This is a genomic window from Pseudomonas sp. PONIH3 (assembly GCF_002934345.1).
In the GTDB taxonomy this organism is placed as follows: Bacteria; Pseudomonadota; Gammaproteobacteria; order Pseudomonadales; family Pseudomonadaceae; genus Aquipseudomonas; species Aquipseudomonas soli.
Genome location: NZ_CP026386.1, coordinates 6,128,089 through 6,142,615 on the forward strand (window position 1 = coordinate 6,128,089; position 14,527 = coordinate 6,142,615).

Here is a 14,527-nt window from a genome sequence, read left to right on the forward strand (position 1 = left end):
GCGTGACGAGCACTGCGTGGGGGACTACTTCGGCGAAATGCGATAGACGCAGCGCCGGTCCCCCGAGATCAGGTGCTCGCAGCGTTCCACCAGCCCTTGCTCGCCGATCGCCGCCTGGAACACCTGCAGCTCGCTGCGGCAGAAACCTTGGCAACGGCTGGCTGCGATGCAGATGGGGCAGTGATTCTCGACGATCAGCCAGTTGTCGCCGTCGGCCTGGATCTCGGCCATGTAGCCTGCGCGCTCACGCAATTGCACAAGGATGCGCACCTTGTCTTCCAGGCTTTCGGCACCTGCGCAGGCTTGCTGGTACTCGCGGCTGTTGCTGTCTTCCATGCGGCTGATCAGGCGGTCGACGCCGTCGCTGCCGAACACTTGCTCGACGCTCTCGATCAGTTGCAGGGTCAACACGCTGTGGGAATCGGGGAAGCGGCGCTGGGCGGCGGCGGTCAACGCCCATTTCTGCGAAGGCCGCCCGGCGCCCTTGGCCGGCACGCTGATGCCGCTGATCAGTTCGGCCGCTTGCAGTTTCTGCACCTGCTGGCGGGTGGCTTCGAAGGTGATGGCGAGCAATTGGGCAAGGTCGGCGGTCTTGAGCGGCCCGCGGGTCTTGAGCAGGAACAGGATGCGGTCGGCGGTGCAGTTCGAATCTACGGTGGTCGAGGTCATGGAGCGCTGGAAACCGGGCGTGAATGAGCGGATCGGGCACTCTCCTGGGCCATCCTTTGCGCAGGCAAGTGGACGAAGGATAGCCCGGATTCGCGGTGATTTGTGCAAGGGGGAACAATTATCGATAAGAAAATTTATATGCGATAAAAATATAAAAGGTATTAGTTGTATTTATTTGATCCGCGTCTAGGCTGATCTGCGGAGCCTGTGCTTGCCGGTCCCAGGGAGGGGTGCGTGCAAGTGCGTCAACACCTTGCTGGCAAATGCCGGGCATGGGCCCATCAACAACAACTCGACAGGGATGTGAGTGCATGAATGCCCAGAAACCCGTGACCATCTATGAACATGCCGATGAAGTGAGCAGCCTGCAGAGCGTGGTCGACCTGGTGAAGCTCTCCGACCAGTACCGCCAGTCCGCCATCCTGCATTCGGCGCTGGCCCAGCGCGTGTTCGACCACACCCGCCAGCCAGTCGGTGCCGAGGCTTTGAGCGATGCGCTGGGTTGGGTGCCGAACAAGGGCCGGATCTTCCTCAACGCGCTGGTGGCCATGGGCCTGCTCAAGCGCACCGCCCAAGGCTTCGAGAACCTGCCGCTGAGCCAGCGTTTCCTGGTCAGCGACAGCGCCGAGTTCATCGGCCCGATCATTGACCACCAGCGCCTGCAGTGGCACAACTGGCCACGCCTGGACGAAGTCCTGCGCAGCCGTGCCTCGCTGGACTTCCAGCAGGAGAACCGCTTCAAGCACGACCTGGCGGCCCGCGATGCCTTCAACGACGCCATGGTCCGTTTCAGCCAGCCCATGGTGGATGTGCTGCGTGACCTGCCGCTGTTCGACAAGGCCCGTCGGGTGATCGACCTCGCCGGCGGCCACGGCACCTACCTCGCCGAGATCGCCAGCCGACATCCGCAGGTCAAAGGCGAGGTCTGGGACCTGGAGCCCACCCGCGAGGCGGCCGCGGCCACCTTCGCCAAGTACCGGCTCGACGACCGTCTTGGCTTCCATGCCCGCAACCTGCTGGACCTGGCCCAGTACCAGGGCGAGCGCGCCGATGTGGTGATGCTCAACGACTGCCTGCACTATTTCACCCGTGAGCAGGTGCGCACCCTGATCGCCGGCGCCGCCGGCATGGTCGAGGACGACGGCGCGCTGCTGGTGCTGAGCATGGCCCTGGAAGACGATGAGATTCATCCCGCCCTGTCGGCCGACTTCTCCCTGCACATGATGCTCAACACGGTCAACGGTGAACTGCACCCCAGCCGTTACCTGATCGACAGCATGGCAGCGGCGGGGCTCACGGTGGAGCAGGAGCCGATCGGCCGCTATACCCTGCTGATCGGGCGGAGGGCTGCCTGATGTTGCGTCTATTGGCATTGCACGCCGCGCCGCTCGGTGACGCGGCTGCCCAGGCCCTTGACAGCCTGGGCAGCGCTGCGGCGGCAGCGGGTTTCAGCCTGCAGGTCAGCCAGAAGCCGGCCGGCCAGGGGCCGGTGGACGCGGTCTGCCTGCTGCTCGACAGCGCCACGCCCCCGGGGGCGCTGAACACCTTGCTCAGCGAGGCCGCCGGGCTGTGCCGCAATACCGCGCTGGTGCTGGTGCGGGTGCAAGGTACGCTGGCGCAGTTGCCGTCCGCCACGGGGGTGATCGCCCAGTGGCAGCAGGCCAGCCATGGCTTCCTCTATCCGTACCCGCTGGATATCGCCAGCGGGCAGGTGCCCGGGGTGGTGATCAAGGACTGGCTGGCGGGCTTCGCCAAGTTCGCCGCGGCAACCAAGCTGTGGCGCTCCCTCGACGGCCTGGGGCTGGACGAGGCGGCGCGGGCCAGGCAGCGCCCGGAAATGAACCACGTGAACATCCTGACCCGCGACCTGGAGGCGTCCAAGGCCTTCTACAGCGACATACTCGGCGCGAACTACTGCTACAACCTCGGCCCGCGCAAGGCAGTCATGGAGCTTAACGGCTTCGACTTCTTCATCGAGCAGAGCGAGTCGTTCAGCTACCCGGCCGGCTACCACATCGGCATCCGGGCACTGCCCGAGGATGTAAGGCGCATTGCCGACCAGGTCACCGCCGCCGGCACCATCAAGCTGGTCAAGGGCAACGGCCCGGCTCCGGGTTATCACCATGGGCCGGACAACGTGCGCAGCGCCGTGTACTTCGAAGACCCCGATGGCCTGGTGATCGAGGTGTACAGCGCCGAAGTGGAGATGATCGAAAGCAACCCGCGGTTGCTCCTCGACCGTCTCTGATCCCACGTCGTCACACGCCTGCCGCGCCTTTGCGCGTGCAGGCCTGTGCCCAGGCAGGTATTCGCATGAACAGCTACAAACAGTGGCATTGGCCACGGCTGCCCAGCCCGCTGCCCAAGGATGTCAGCGACCGGGCATTGATGGGCTATCCCGAGCAGTACCAGGAGCATCCCCTGCAGGCCAAGGTCAGCGAGGCGTTCGCTGATCTGCTCCAGGCTCCGCTGGATGTCCTGCTCGCCATCCTGGAACAGCCGCGCCAGCCTTTGGCGCGTCGCATCGGCGCCGGCGAGGTGTTGGCGCTGCGCGGTGATCCACGCATCGACACCTTCGCTCCGGACATGATCGACATTCCCGCGGCGCGGGTGCACATCGGCCTGGACCCAGGCGCGGTGACGCAGGTGATGGAGCAGTTCGACGGGCTGGGCCTGGACCGCAGCTGGATCGACAAGGAGACCCCGCGCCACGCGGTCGAGCTGGCGGCGTTCCGCATCGCCCGCTTCCCGGTCACGCACCAGGAGTATCGCCAGTTCCTGCTCGACAGCGGTCATACCGGCATCCCCGACGGCTGGGCCTTCGGCCGCTACCCACGGCACCATGCCAACCACCCGGTGTACAGCGTCTCGGCCAGTGATGCCGATGCCTATGCCCGCTGGCTCAGCGAGCGTACCGGCCGGCGCTTTGCCCTGCCCACCGAGGCGCAGTGGGAGTATGCCGCCGCCGGCCCCGAAGGGCGGCAGTTCCCCTGGGGTGACGCCTACCAGGTCGAGCATGCCAACACCGCCGAGCTGGGTTACCTGGATAGCACGCCGGTGGGCGTGTTCATCGACGCCGCCTCGCCGTTCGGGGTGCTGGACATGGCCGGCAACGTCGAGGAGTACGTTGCCGAGGACTACCAGCCTTACCCCGGTGGCCCGCGCATCGAGGACGACCTGGTGCTCGATGTCGGCACCCACCGCGTTGCCCGCGGTGGCAGCTTCACCCGTTTCCGCGACCTGGCGCGCACCGCGCGCCGCCACGGGCGTTACCCGCGACCGATCTACGTCATGGGTTTGCGCCTGGTTGAAAACCATAACTGAGTTTTTCCGTCTTCCGTGCAAGAGGTCTGATTCCATGAACAAGGATGTTTCGCTTCACACCATCGTGCCGATTTCCATCCTCGGCGGCGATGTCGATGCCCATTTCTTCGGCTTCAACGGCTTCGCGCGCGATCAGGAGCATTTCGCCGTGGGGATCGGGCGCGATCAGTGCGACGTGCCCCTGGTGCGGGTGCATTCCGAGTGCATCACCGGCGATGTGTTCGGCTCGCAGCGCTGCGATTGCGGCCCGCAGCTGCAGGAGGCCCTGCGCACCCTGAAGGAGGTCGGCGGCTACCTGATCTACCTGCGCCAGGAAGGGCGCGGCATCGGCCTGTATTCCAAGTTCGAGGCCTACCTGCTGCAGGACTCGGGCCTGGACACCTACGAAGCCAACCTGCGCCTCAACCACCTGGCCGACTCGCGTTCCTTCGACCCTGCCGTGCAGATCCTGCGCGCCCTGGGCGTGGACCAGTGCCGCCTGCTGACCAACAACCCGGAGAAGGTCGCCCAGTTGCGCGCCGGCGGCATCGATGTGATCGAGCAGGTACCCACCGGGGTGTTCCTGACCAACCACAACCGCAACTACCTGCAGGCGAAGGCCGTCAAGTCCGCCCATTCGATCAAGCTCTGACCTCCAGCGAAAAAGGATCTTTCGATGAAACACATTGGCCCTATCAGCGGTATCGCCGCCCATGCCGCGCATTTCGTCGCCACCGCCGGCTACGACAACCAGGTGATCCTGTGGAACGCCACCACCGGCGAGCCGATCCACCGCGTGCACCATGACCACCTGGCCAACCAGTGCGCCTTCAGCAGCGACGGCAAGCACCTGGTCAGCGCCAGCAGCGACTACACCGCGCGTATCTGGGAAGTGCCGAGCATGCGTCTGAAGGCCGTGCTGCAGGGGCACAACGACGACGTCGAGATGGCGGTGTTCTCGCCCGACAGCCAGCGCGTGGCGACCTGCTCGCGTGACCACGTGCTGCGCATCTTCGACCTCGATGGCGTGCAACTGCAGGCATTCCATGGCCACCAGGCCGACGTGATCTCGGTGGTCTGGTCGCCGGATGGCCAGCGCCTGATCTCCAGCAGCGATGACGGCACCGTACGCCAGTGGGACACCCGCAGCGGCCAGCAATGCGATGAGGTGGACATCGGTGGCGTGGAAACCGACACCATCGCCATCACCCGCGAAGGTGTGGTGTTCGCCGGCGATGACGAGGGGCGCATCTCGATCATCGCCGATGGCCAGGTGCAGACAGTGCCGGCCCATGCCGCAGGGATCAAGCGCATCGTCTGGAACGACGACAAACGCCTGCTGGTGAGCCTGAGCTATGACCGCTCGGCGATCCTCTGGACGTTTGATGCCGGGCGCAACCTGGTCAAACGCCGCAGCACCGCGCTGCCGAGCATCGTCTGGCCACGCAGTTGCGCCTTCGTTGGCGACGAGCAGCTGGTGTTCGCCACCTTCGGCTCGCGCTACGCCACCTGGAACTACGAGCAGGACCAGTGGCAGGTGTCGGGCATCGAGCCGGCGGTGAGCATCAATGCCGTGGTGCGCAGCGAAGAGCGCCAGTACAGCATCGGCGACGCTGGCATCCTGCACCGTGACGACCAGCCGGTGACCTGTGTCGGCAGCCTGTGCAACTTCCTCCTGCCGTTCGGTCCGCTGCTGCTGACCGGTGGCCAGATGGGCCAGGTGTTCGATGGCCTGTCCGGGCGCATGCTCTACCAGCACCGTTCACCGCTCAACTGTGGCGCCACTTTCGTCAAGCAGGGCGAGGACCTGGCGCTGATCGGCACCTACACCGGCGAAGGCCTGGTGTTCGGCCATGACGGCAAGGGCGGCTTGCGCCTGGTGGCATCGATCCCGATGCACGACAACGCGATCAAGGGCGTGGCCGCCGACGAGCGCCACCTGTTCAGCGTCTGCGCTTCGGCCGACGCCGCGTTGCACAGCATCGCCGACTTCAGCTGCGTGCGGCATATCGAGGCGGCGCATACGCGCATTTCCAACGGCTGCTGCCCGATCACCGGCGGTTTCGCCAGTATCGGCCGCGACCTCAAGTTGCGCCTGTGGCTGGAGACCGGCGACGAGGTGTTCGACTCGCCGCACCAGCACTCGATCAAGTGCATCGCCGCCTCCAGCGATGGCCGGGTGATCGCCACCGCCGCCTACAACGGCACCGTGGCGTTGTTCGACCTGGCCTCGCGGCGCTGGCTGCCGGTGCAGCGGCCCACCGCCAGCGGCATTTCCTGCCTGACCCATGACGCGGCCAGCGATGCGTTCCTGGCCAGTTCCTATGATGGGCGCATCTACGGCATCGACGCCCGCCTGGCATCCTGAAGGAGCAGCACGATGAGCAAGCAAGCAAGCGACTTCATGCCCCAGGGCGACTACCGCAAGGCCCTCGACACCTCGTTCGTGCACCGCTACAGCCACGGCGAGGACGAGTGGTCGTGGGATGTCGGCATGATCCAGGCGGCCCAGGCCTTCCTGGAACGGCTCGACCCGCACGGTGACCAGCATGTGCTGGATATCGGCGTGGGCCGTGGCCGCGATGCCTCCACCTTTATCCTCGCCGGGCACCGCGTCACCGGGCTGGATATCGTCGAGAACTCCAGCTGGCCGTTGTTGCGCAAGCGCTGGGGTGATCGTCTCGACCTGGTGAACAAGGCCATGCAGGACTGGCAGCCGGCGCCGGGGACGGTGTTCGACGCGGCCCTGGACAACGGCTGCTTCCACCATCAGCACCCGGACGAGTGGGGCCCTTACCTGGCCCATGTGCGCCGCCTGTTGCGCCCCGGCGCGCTGGTCGGGCTGAACGTGTTCGGGGTCGATGATGCCCACCCCGAGGCGGGGTGGCGGGAAATGGACAACCAGCGCCAGGGCTATTTCTTCACCGACGCTGGCATCCGCCAGACACTGGAGGCCCATGGCTTCACCTGGCAGGGCCTGGAGGTGATCGAGCGTCAGCATGGCGAGGCCCGCTATCTGCTGGCGCTGGTCCGCACGTGAGTGCGCTCGACCGCCATTACCTGGACATGGCCCTGGCGCTCGCCAGCCAGGGCCTGTACAGCACCATGCCCAACCCGCGGGTCGGCTGCGTGATCGTCAACGACGGCCAGGTGGTGGGGCGCGGCTGGCACCAGCGCGCCGGCCACGCCCATGCCGAGGTCCACGCCTTGCAGGAGGCAGGCCCGGCGGCGCGCGGGGCCACCGCCTATGTGACGCTCGAGCCTTGTGGTCACCATGGGCGCACCCCGCCGTGCGCCGATGCCCTGGTGGCCGCCGGGGTGCGCCGGGTGGTCACGGCCAGTGCCGATGCGTCGCAGAGCATCGGTGCGCTTCGGCTGCGCGAAGCGGGCATCGCGGTCGAGGCCATGCCCTGTCCCACGGCGCGAGCCCTCAATCGCGGGTTTTTCTCGCGTATCGAGCGCCAGCGCCCCTGGGTGCGGGTATTGCGGCCGGCGGCGCTGGCCATTGGCGCGATGGGTGAGGGCGCAATGCTCAGCCATTGCGACGAGCAAGCGCCGCTGGAGCACTGGCGGGGCAGGGCCTCGGCGTTATTGACCACCTGTGACTGGGTCAAGGCCTGCGACCCGTCGCTGCTGGCGCAGGTTCCGGCACAGCGAGTCGAGCCGGTGACTCCGTTGCGGGTGGTGGTTGATCAGCGGCTCGATTGCCCGGCCTCGGCCAAGGTGCTGGATGGCCTTGCTCCGACGCTGGTGCTGCATACGGCGCAGGCGATGCGTGACGGGCGCTATGCCCGGGCGCGCTGCCAGGTGATCGAGGAGGTTGATGCTCAGCGGGTGTTGCAGGCGTTGTACGCGCTCGACTGCAATGAAGTCCAGGTCGAGGCGCAGCCTGCGTGGTGCGAGGTTCTGGCGCGCCAAGGGCTGGTGGATGAGTGGCTGGTGCAGGTCTGAGCGGGGACGCCTTGTGCATCCCATCGCTGGCAAGCCGGTTCCTACGGGATGGCGCATGGCTTGAGGTTGGACGCGATCGGAGCCGGCTTGCCGGCGATGCGCCGCGTTGGCGGCGCCAGCGATCTCAGCGGCTGCAGATCAACCCGACTTGCAGGCTGTTCTGTTCGAACAGGTCCCAATACCCCGGCGGATGTGCCTTCTTGCGGATGCCGCTGATCAGCGGGGCGATCCAGCGCACATTGCGCAGGCCCACGTCATGGGCGGCCTGCTCGTAGACCGCCTTGTGCCAGCGGTAGTAGGTGAAGTCCGCCGGCGGCGTGCTCATGAACTGTCCCTGGCAGCGGAAGCCGCCCTCGACCGGCTGTTCGTCCAGTACGCGGATGCCGTACTCGGTGAAGTTGCCACGGGCCAGGTCGAAGGTCGGGTTGGCGGTGTAGGCAATCAATCGACCGGACGGCTTGAGATTGAGGGCGACGCTTTCGAACATGCGCCGCAGCTCCTCGACGCTGCCGGCGTAGTTGAACAACCATGCCGCAGTGACCTTGTCGAACTGGCCGATCTGGCCCATCTGCGCCACGTCGCGCACCTCGTAGGCGATGCCGTCGTTGGCCTGGCGCGCCTGGTAGATCATGCTCGGCGAGATGTCCACGCCATGCACCTTCGCCGCGCCCCAGTCCTTCAGGCGGCGGCTGAAGAAACCGTGGCCGCAGGCCAGGTCGAGGATCTCTTCGCCGATCACTTCGCCGGCCATGTAGCGAAAGGTGTCGACCTCGACCCCGCGCTGGCTGGCGTGGCTGGTGAAGTCCTCGAACTGCTCGCTGATGCGCTCGTAGACTTCCTTGGATTCCTTCATGGGCACTCCTTGCGTTCAGAGGTGAGGCGCAACGCCAATGGCAGGGCCAACAGCGGTGCGCAGGCGAATACGGCGAACAGCCACAGCGCCGCACTGCGTGCGCCTTCCACGCCACCGGGCTCGACCAGCCCGGCGCTGTTGGCCACCAGGCCGGCCAGGGCCGCGGCCAGCGCGGTGGCATACAGCTGCACGGTGGTGATCGAGGCTGAAGCGAGGTTTTCCTCGCCGGGGCGCGCCGCCTGCAGCACGCGGGTAAGCAAGTGTGGCCAGCCCAGGCCGATGCCCAGGCCGACGCCGGCCAGGGCCAGGGCAAACAGGGCCAGGCCCGGCGTGCTGGCGACCCACGCCAAGGCGGGTGTCAGCAGTGCCAGGGCCAGCAGCGCCAGGGCCACCAGCAGCGGGCCGCAGCGGATCTGCCAGGCTCCGCCATTGCGGTCACGCCCGGCGCTGGCCAGGGCGCCGACCGTCCAGCCGGCGGCCATCACGGCCGTCAGGTAGCCCGCGGCCAGGGGGCCGAAGCCATGGATGCGCTGCAGGAAGTAGGGCACATAGATCTCGGTGGTGATGGCCGCGACCAGCAGGCACATCATGGCGAACAGTGCGCCCATCGGTTGCCTGAGGCTGTAGGCGCCGGTGGGCAGCAGGTGGTGGCGGGCGCGGGGATCGAGGCGGGCGATCAGCGCGGCGATGGCCAGGCCGGCGACGATCCCGCCCAGGTTGACCCACAGTGAGTCGGCCAGGCTGGCCGCGCAGATCGCCAGCACCGAGGCCACCAGCCAGGCGATCAGGCCATAGGCCGGGCGGGCGCCATTGTCGTCCAGCGCCTGGCGCGCCGGCAGGCGCAGGCAGACGATCAGCGCCAGGGCGGCGGCCACCGGCAGTAGCGACCAGAATGCCCAGCGCCAGTGCCCACCCTCGGCGAATACGCCGCCCACGGCCGGGCCGCACAGCGTGGCCACCCCCCACATCGCCGAGACCAGGGCCATGGCGCGGGGCCACAGGCGGCTCTCGAACACCAGGTGGATCAGCGCATAGCTCAGGGCGAACAGGATGCCGCCGCCCAGGCCCTGCACGCTGCGCCCGACCAGCAGCAGCGGCATGCTGGTGGCCATTGCGCACACTGCCGAACCGAGGGTGAACACCAGCAGTGCCAGCAGGTAGGCGACCCGTGGCCCACCGCGGGCCAGCAGGCGGGTGGAAAGGGTGGAGCCGATGATCGAGGCCACCACGAACAAGGTGGTGTTCCAGGCATAGAAGGCCAACCCGCCGATTTCGTCGATCACCGTGGGCAGCAGCGTGGTGACGATATAGACATTGACGGCGTGCAGGGCGACACCGCCGGCCAGGGCGATCGAGCGCAGCGCATTGCCACCGCTGAGCAATTCGCTCCAGCGTGCGGGGGGCTGTTCGGGGATGGCGGTCATGAAGGCTCCTTGCGTGATCCTGCGCTGGGAGTCTAGGAGCCGGAAAATCATTATTCAAGAAGTTGCTTGTGTAATTTGGCCGCAGAGGATTTGTTAGGATCGTGCTCTTTTGTCTTGTTCCAGGAGCTTCACCCATGATCATCAGCACCACCAGCCAGCTCGAAGGCCGCCCCGTTGCCGAATACCTCGGTGTGGTCAGCGCCGAATCGGTGCAGGGGATCAACTTCGTGCGCGATTTCTTCGCACGCTTTCGCGACTTCTTCGGTGGCCGTTCGCAGACCCTGGAGAGTGCGCTGAAGCTGGCCCGTGAGCAGGCCACCGAGGAGCTTGTGGCGCGGGCACGGCAGTTGCAAGCCGATGCAGTGGTGGGCGTGGACTTCGAGATCAGCATGCCGTCGGTGCAGGGCGGCATGGTCGTGGTGTTCGCAACCGGTACGGCGGTGCGCTTGAAGTAAGGCCAGTTGCCACTGGTCGGGCAAGGAGTTTTTGTCCGACTGGTCTGCAAATGACCGGCTAGTCTCACTTCAACGGGCCGCTGCTTCACTAGGCAGGTGCATTGCCTGCCGGCACGGTCGCCATTGGAGGGAGTCAGGGCATGAGCGAATCTTTTTTTGAAGACCTGAACGATGCGTTTCCGATCAACAGCCAGGTGCGCTGCGGGCAAGCGGCCTTGCGCCTGGGCTTTGCCAACATGACCTTGGACGAGTCGGAGCAACTGCAGCCGGCACACCTGCAACGGGCCAAGAAGGGGCGGTTCACGCCGCGTGTCCCGTCGAAAAAGTGAAACAGCACATTAGCGGGGCAAGCCCGCCCCACAGGCAAACAAGGTCTGTGGGGCGGGCTTGCCCCGCGATCATGTTTGTCCGATCTGTGCAAAACCGCCCAATGGCACGCATTTCCCGTCATTTCTTGATCCCGCTCATGGTATCGGCGGGTCCCCCTCGCCGTCGGCTCGAAGCTGTGCTTTTCTTGCGCGGCATTTCAGACACGGAGTATCGACTTCAATGCGAATCAGGGAAGAGACCTACTGGCAATGGGCCGATGCACAGTTGCACAGCCGTTGTCATGACGAGGAGTTGAGCGACGGCACCAGCATCGATGTGCAGGTGCGCCTGTCCAGGGTTGGCGCCACGCAGCTGTTTCTTGGGCTGTACGCCCGCGACGGCAAGGCATTGCTGGAGGAGTATTACCCCTCGCGCCCGGGCGAGACCATGACCCGCGCCCTGGTGTGGGGCGTTGACCGCGCCCGTGCCCTGGCCACGGGCGCCTTGCCGCTGCCCGAAGCCATGCCGCGCAGGCGCCAGGCATGAAAAAGCCCGGCCTTTGTCGGGCCGGGCTCAAGAAACGGTGTTAAGCCGCGGGATCAATTCAACGCGTCGATCACCTTGATTGCCTGCCGCTCACGGGCGGTCGGCCATTCTTGTTGCAGGGTCTCGAGCACACGACCGACGAAAGAGGTGTCGGCGGCGGCCTTCTTGCCGACGTAGCCCTGGCCACGGCGGTAGACCTTGAAACGGGCGCGCATGCTGGGCATGTGCGATTCGAACTCGTCTTCGACCGTGTTCGGCGGCAGGCGATCCAGGCGGACCTCGCCGGATTGGCTGACCCACAGCAGGTGGTCGTCGAGGCTGTCCTTGCGCGCGGCGAACAGCTGGGCCAGTTGGTCGATGGTTGGATTGTTGTTCAAGTTCATCATAAAGCCCCCATTACTCACATTCGTTGGTGAAGTTCGTCCGAAGTTCACATTTGGCGCCACAACATGTAGCGCGCTAACCAAGGCTGCTACAGCAGCTTCGCAACAGGGGCTTTCTCACGCTGCCTTCTGGGCAGATTCCCTCTCCACGGACGGCCTGCGTTACCGCGCAGGCCGTCTGGAACACCCTTGCCACCGCTCCCGATCAGGGAGACGGCCTCATCATGCACAAGGCGCGGGAAGGGCGTCAACCGTTTTGTAGTGATTATTTTTTGTCACTACATCTTGTCGGACAATCCTGGTCGTTCTGTCTGCCGAGTCCGTTAGCCGGCGCCAGGAATCGGCCGTTTCATGGCTCCAGGCTCGAGAGGATACGTTGTGCGGCGCGTACCCGCTCCTCGTTAGGATAGTTGCGGTTGGCCAGCAGCACGATGCCCATCTGTTTCGACGGCACGAATGCCACGTAGGCGCCAAAACCGCTGGTTGCGCCGGTCTTGTTGTACCAGGCGGCGGGTTCGGCGGGCAGTGCCGGGGTCAGTGCGCGGGTGGGGTTGGGCTCGCGGACCAGCCTGGCGCCGTTGTAGTCCAGCAAGGTGTCGAGGGCGACGGGATAGGGGTAGCGCTCCCAGCCCAGGCCCTGGGTCATGGCGCCAACCTGGAAGTAACCGGACTGGGTAATGGCGATGGCCTGGCGCAGGGCGGGGTCGAGTGCGGTCGGTTGCAGTTGCAGCTGGACATAGCGCAACAGATCGCTGGCGCTGGTCTTGATACCGTAGGCCTGCTCGGCGTAGGGGCCCGGGCTGACCCGTACCGGCTGGTCCTTGGCGTCGTAGCCCTGGGCATAGAGGCCACGGGCGTTGGCCGGTACTTCCAGGTAGGTGTGCTTGAGGCCCAACCGGGGCAGCAGCCCCTGGGTCATCAGCTCGGCAAATGGCCGCTTTTGCGCGCGGGCTGCCAGATCACCGAACAGGCCCAGGCTGGGGTTCGAGTAGCAGCGCTGGGTGCCGGGTTGGGCGCGGCGTTGCCAGTGCTGGAACCAGGCCAGGGTTTGCTCCTTCGTCTGCACCTCGTCAGGGAACTGCAGCGGCAGGCAGTCGCCGCTGTAGGCGCCCAGCTCAAGCACCGTGGCGCTACCGATCGGCGCCTTGGCCAGGGCGGGCTGGTAGCGGCTGGCGGGCGCCGCGAGGTCGAGCTTGCCTTCGGCGCTGGCCAGGGCGGCGAGGGTGGCGGTGTAGGTCTTGCTCACCGAGCCGACCTCGAACAGGGTGTCGCGAGTCACTGCCTGGCCGCTGGCCTTGTCGGCCAGGCCATAGTTGAAATAGTGCGCCTGGCCATTGGCATACACTGCCACGGCCATGCCGGCGATGCCGTGCTCGCGCATCAGAGGCTGGATGACGCCATCGACGCTGTGCTGCAGGTCATCGGCCAACAGCGGTGGCGCCGCCAGCGTCAGGGCAGTGGCCAGCAGCAGGTGTGGGGGACGTTTCATGGTGCAAGGTTCCTTTTCGTGTTTCAGCCGCCAGGTTGTCCGTTGGGCGATACCGGCGGGGGTTCCGGCGTTAGCGGCATGAGGGCCGAGACCTTATCGTCCAGGCTTGCACAAAGACAAGACGGAACCTGTGATGAGATATTTGCGCATGCTGTTCGACAATTTCACCCTGGCCCTGCTCGGGGTGGTGTTCATCGCCACCGTGCTGCCGTGTTCAGGCGATGGCGCGGTGCTGTTCGGCTGGCTGACCAACCTGGCCATCGGCCTGCTGTTCTTCCTGCACGGCGCCAAGCTGTCGCGCGAGGCGATCATCGCCGGTGCCGGCCACTGGCGCCTGCACCTGCTGGTGTTCTCCTGCACCTTCGTGCTGTTCCCGCTGCTGGGGCTGGCGTTCAAGCCGCTGTTCGTGCCGCTGGTGGGCAACGAGTTGTACCTGGGCGTGCTCTACCTGTGCGCCTTGCCGGCCACGGTGCAGTCGGCCATCGCCTTTACCTCGCTGGCCCGTGGCAACGTGCCGGCGGCGATCTGCAGCGCGGCGGCCTCGAGCCTGCTGGGGATCCTCCTCACGCCGCTGCTGGTGGTGATGCTGCTGGGCGCCTCGGGCGACACCGGCTCCGGGCTGGACGCGGTGCTGAAGATCACCCTGCAGTTGCTGGTGCCCTTCGTCGCCGGGCAGATCGCCCGCCGCTGGATCGGTGCCTGGGTCAAGCGCAATGCGCGCTGGCTGAAACTGGTGGACCAGGGCTCGATCCTGCTGGTGGTGTACACCGCCTTCAGCGAGGCAGTGGTGACCGGGTTGTGGCACACGGTGTCGCCGCAGCACCTGGCAGGCCTGTTTGCCGTGTGCGGAATCCTGCTGGCAATGGTGCTGCTCGGCACGCGGCTGCTCGGGCGGCTGCTGGGCTTCAATGTCGAGGACCGCATCACCATCCTTTTCGCGGGGTCCAAGAAGAGCCTGGCGACAGGCGTGCCCATGGCCCAGGTGTTGTTCGTCGGCGGTGGCATCGGCGCGATGATCCTGCCATTGATGCTGTTCCACCAGATCCAGCTGATGGTCTGCGCGGTGCTGGCACAACGTTATGCGGCGCGGGTCGAGGAGGGCGAGCAGGCGACGACGGCTTCCTGAGACGGATGCCTTGCCGCAG

General features: G+C 65.9%; 16 protein-coding genes. 11 read left to right on the forward strand and 5 right to left on the reverse strand.

The window, feature by feature from the left end; translation table 11 throughout:
- Positions 1-24 precede the first annotated feature (24 nt).
- Positions 25-669, reverse strand: a complete 645-nt coding sequence (locus C3F42_RS28410) for a metalloregulator ArsR/SmtB family transcription factor (protein ID WP_104445201.1) — start codon at positions 667-669, stop codon at positions 25-27.
- A 311-nt stretch (positions 670-980) separates the two neighbouring features.
- Here C3F42_RS28410 and C3F42_RS28415 point away from each other — a divergent pair, with 311 nt between their 5' ends.
- The 7 genes from C3F42_RS28415 to ribD all read left to right on the forward strand — a co-directional run bounded on the left by C3F42_RS28415 (position 981) and on the right by ribD (position 7,923).
- The gene (locus tag C3F42_RS28415) at positions 981-2,024 is read left to right on the forward strand and encodes a methyltransferase (RefSeq protein ID WP_023631667.1); all 1,044 of its coding nucleotides are present in this window, start codon (positions 981-983) and stop codon (positions 2,022-2,024) included.
- A complete protein-coding gene (locus C3F42_RS28420) occupies positions 2,024-2,917 on the forward strand; it encodes a VOC family protein (protein WP_094011433.1) in 894 nt (297 codons plus the stop codon). Before C3F42_RS28415 ends, C3F42_RS28420 begins: the two co-directional genes overlap by 1 nt.
- Before the next feature lie 65 nt (positions 2,918-2,982).
- Positions 2,983-3,993, forward strand: a complete 1,011-nt coding sequence (locus tag C3F42_RS28425) for an SUMF1/EgtB/PvdO family nonheme iron enzyme (protein WP_104445202.1) — start codon at positions 2,983-2,985, stop codon at positions 3,991-3,993.
- A 34-nt stretch (positions 3,994-4,027) separates the two neighbouring features.
- Positions 4,028-4,624 (forward strand): GTP cyclohydrolase II RibA, encoded by a 597-nt coding sequence (gene ribA / locus C3F42_RS28430; RefSeq protein ID WP_023630993.1) that lies wholly within the window; start codon positions 4,028-4,030, stop codon positions 4,622-4,624.
- A gap of 24 nt (positions 4,625-4,648) precedes the next feature.
- A complete protein-coding gene (locus tag C3F42_RS28435) occupies positions 4,649-6,340 on the forward strand; it encodes a WD40 repeat domain-containing protein (RefSeq protein WP_023630994.1) in 1,692 nt (563 codons plus the stop codon).
- A gap of 12 nt (positions 6,341-6,352) precedes the next feature.
- Positions 6,353-7,012, forward strand: a complete 660-nt coding sequence (locus C3F42_RS28440; protein WP_023630995.1) for a cyclopropane-fatty-acyl-phospholipid synthase family protein — start codon at positions 6,353-6,355, stop codon at positions 7,010-7,012.
- On the forward strand, positions 7,009-7,923 hold the full coding sequence (gene ribD / locus C3F42_RS28445) for a bifunctional diaminohydroxyphosphoribosylaminopyrimidine deaminase/5-amino-6-(5-phosphoribosylamino)uracil reductase RibD (RefSeq protein ID WP_094011434.1): 915 nt from the start codon (positions 7,009-7,011) through the stop codon (positions 7,921-7,923). The genes C3F42_RS28440 and ribD overlap by 4 nt, the downstream gene beginning before the upstream one ends.
- Before the next feature lie 124 nt (positions 7,924-8,047).
- On the opposite strand, the gene C3F42_RS28450 is transcribed toward ribD, so the two are convergent.
- Positions 8,048-8,776, reverse strand: a complete 729-nt coding sequence (locus C3F42_RS28450) for a trans-aconitate 2-methyltransferase (RefSeq protein WP_023632689.1) — start codon at positions 8,774-8,776, stop codon at positions 8,048-8,050.
- On the reverse strand, positions 8,773-10,200 hold the full coding sequence (locus C3F42_RS28455) for an MFS transporter (protein ID WP_104445203.1): 1,428 nt from the start codon (positions 10,198-10,200) through the stop codon (positions 8,773-8,775). The genes C3F42_RS28450 and C3F42_RS28455 overlap by 4 nt, the downstream gene beginning before the upstream one ends.
- A gap of 134 nt (positions 10,201-10,334) precedes the next feature.
- Here C3F42_RS28455 and C3F42_RS28460 point away from each other — a divergent pair, with 134 nt between their 5' ends.
- From C3F42_RS28460 to C3F42_RS28470, 3 genes are all read left to right on the forward strand, one after another.
- The gene (locus C3F42_RS28460) at positions 10,335-10,655 is read left to right on the forward strand and encodes a YbjQ family protein (RefSeq protein ID WP_023632483.1); all 321 of its coding nucleotides are present in this window, start codon (positions 10,335-10,337) and stop codon (positions 10,653-10,655) included.
- A gap of 140 nt (positions 10,656-10,795) precedes the next feature.
- Positions 10,796-10,984 (forward strand): hypothetical protein, encoded by a 189-nt coding sequence (locus C3F42_RS28465; protein WP_023632482.1) that lies wholly within the window; start codon positions 10,796-10,798, stop codon positions 10,982-10,984.
- Between the two features lie 220 nt (positions 10,985-11,204).
- Positions 11,205-11,510, forward strand: coding sequence for a hypothetical protein (locus C3F42_RS28470; RefSeq protein WP_038706341.1), 306 nt, complete (start codon positions 11,205-11,207; stop codon positions 11,508-11,510).
- A gap of 53 nt (positions 11,511-11,563) precedes the next feature.
- Here C3F42_RS28470 and C3F42_RS28475 read toward each other — a convergent pair whose 3' ends face one another.
- On the reverse strand, positions 11,564-11,896 hold the full coding sequence (locus C3F42_RS28475; RefSeq protein ID WP_046855208.1) for a hypothetical protein: 333 nt from the start codon (positions 11,894-11,896) through the stop codon (positions 11,564-11,566).
- Positions 11,897-12,242: 346 nt separating this feature from the next.
- On the reverse strand, positions 12,243-13,382 hold the full coding sequence (gene ampC, locus C3F42_RS28480; RefSeq protein WP_104445204.1) for a class C beta-lactamase: 1,140 nt from the start codon (positions 13,380-13,382) through the stop codon (positions 12,243-12,245).
- Between the two features lie 133 nt (positions 13,383-13,515).
- Here ampC and C3F42_RS28485 point away from each other — a divergent pair, with 133 nt between their 5' ends.
- Positions 13,516-14,508, forward strand: coding sequence for a bile acid:sodium symporter family protein (locus C3F42_RS28485; protein WP_104445205.1), 993 nt, complete (start codon positions 13,516-13,518; stop codon positions 14,506-14,508).
- The last annotated feature ends 19 nt before the right edge of the window (positions 14,509-14,527 follow it).

Coding starts and splice junctions, on each gene's coding strand:
- C3F42_RS28475 (WP_046855208.1), bottom strand. CDS start 11,896: ATGATGAACTTGAACAACAATCCAACCATCGACCAACTGGCCCAGCTG.
- C3F42_RS28425 (WP_104445202.1), top strand. CDS start 2,983: ATGAACAGCTACAAACAGTGGCATTGGCCACGGCTGCCCAGCCCGCTG.
- C3F42_RS28485 (WP_104445205.1), top strand. CDS start 13,516: ATGAGATATTTGCGCATGCTGTTCGACAATTTCACCCTGGCCCTGCTC.
- C3F42_RS28440 (WP_023630995.1), top strand. CDS start 6,353: ATGAGCAAGCAAGCAAGCGACTTCATGCCCCAGGGCGACTACCGCAAG.
- ribA (WP_023630993.1), top strand. CDS start 4,028: ATGAACAAGGATGTTTCGCTTCACACCATCGTGCCGATTTCCATCCTC.
- C3F42_RS28410 (WP_104445201.1), bottom strand. CDS start 669: ATGACCTCGACCACCGTAGATTCGAACTGCACCGCCGACCGCATCCTG.
- C3F42_RS28465 (WP_023632482.1), top strand. CDS start 10,796: ATGAGCGAATCTTTTTTTGAAGACCTGAACGATGCGTTTCCGATCAAC.
- C3F42_RS28455 (WP_104445203.1), bottom strand. CDS start 10,200: ATGACCGCCATCCCCGAACAGCCCCCCGCACGCTGGAGCGAATTGCTC.
- C3F42_RS28450 (WP_023632689.1), bottom strand. CDS start 8,776: ATGAAGGAATCCAAGGAAGTCTACGAGCGCATCAGCGAGCAGTTCGAG.
- C3F42_RS28460 (WP_023632483.1), top strand. CDS start 10,335: ATGATCATCAGCACCACCAGCCAGCTCGAAGGCCGCCCCGTTGCCGAA.
- C3F42_RS28470 (WP_038706341.1), top strand. CDS start 11,205: ATGCGAATCAGGGAAGAGACCTACTGGCAATGGGCCGATGCACAGTTG.
- C3F42_RS28415 (WP_023631667.1), top strand. CDS start 981: ATGAATGCCCAGAAACCCGTGACCATCTATGAACATGCCGATGAAGTG.
- C3F42_RS28435 (WP_023630994.1), top strand. CDS start 4,649: ATGAAACACATTGGCCCTATCAGCGGTATCGCCGCCCATGCCGCGCAT.
- C3F42_RS28420 (WP_094011433.1), top strand. CDS start 2,024: ATGTTGCGTCTATTGGCATTGCACGCCGCGCCGCTCGGTGACGCGGCT.
- ampC (WP_104445204.1), bottom strand. CDS start 13,382: ATGAAACGTCCCCCACACCTGCTGCTGGCCACTGCCCTGACGCTGGCG.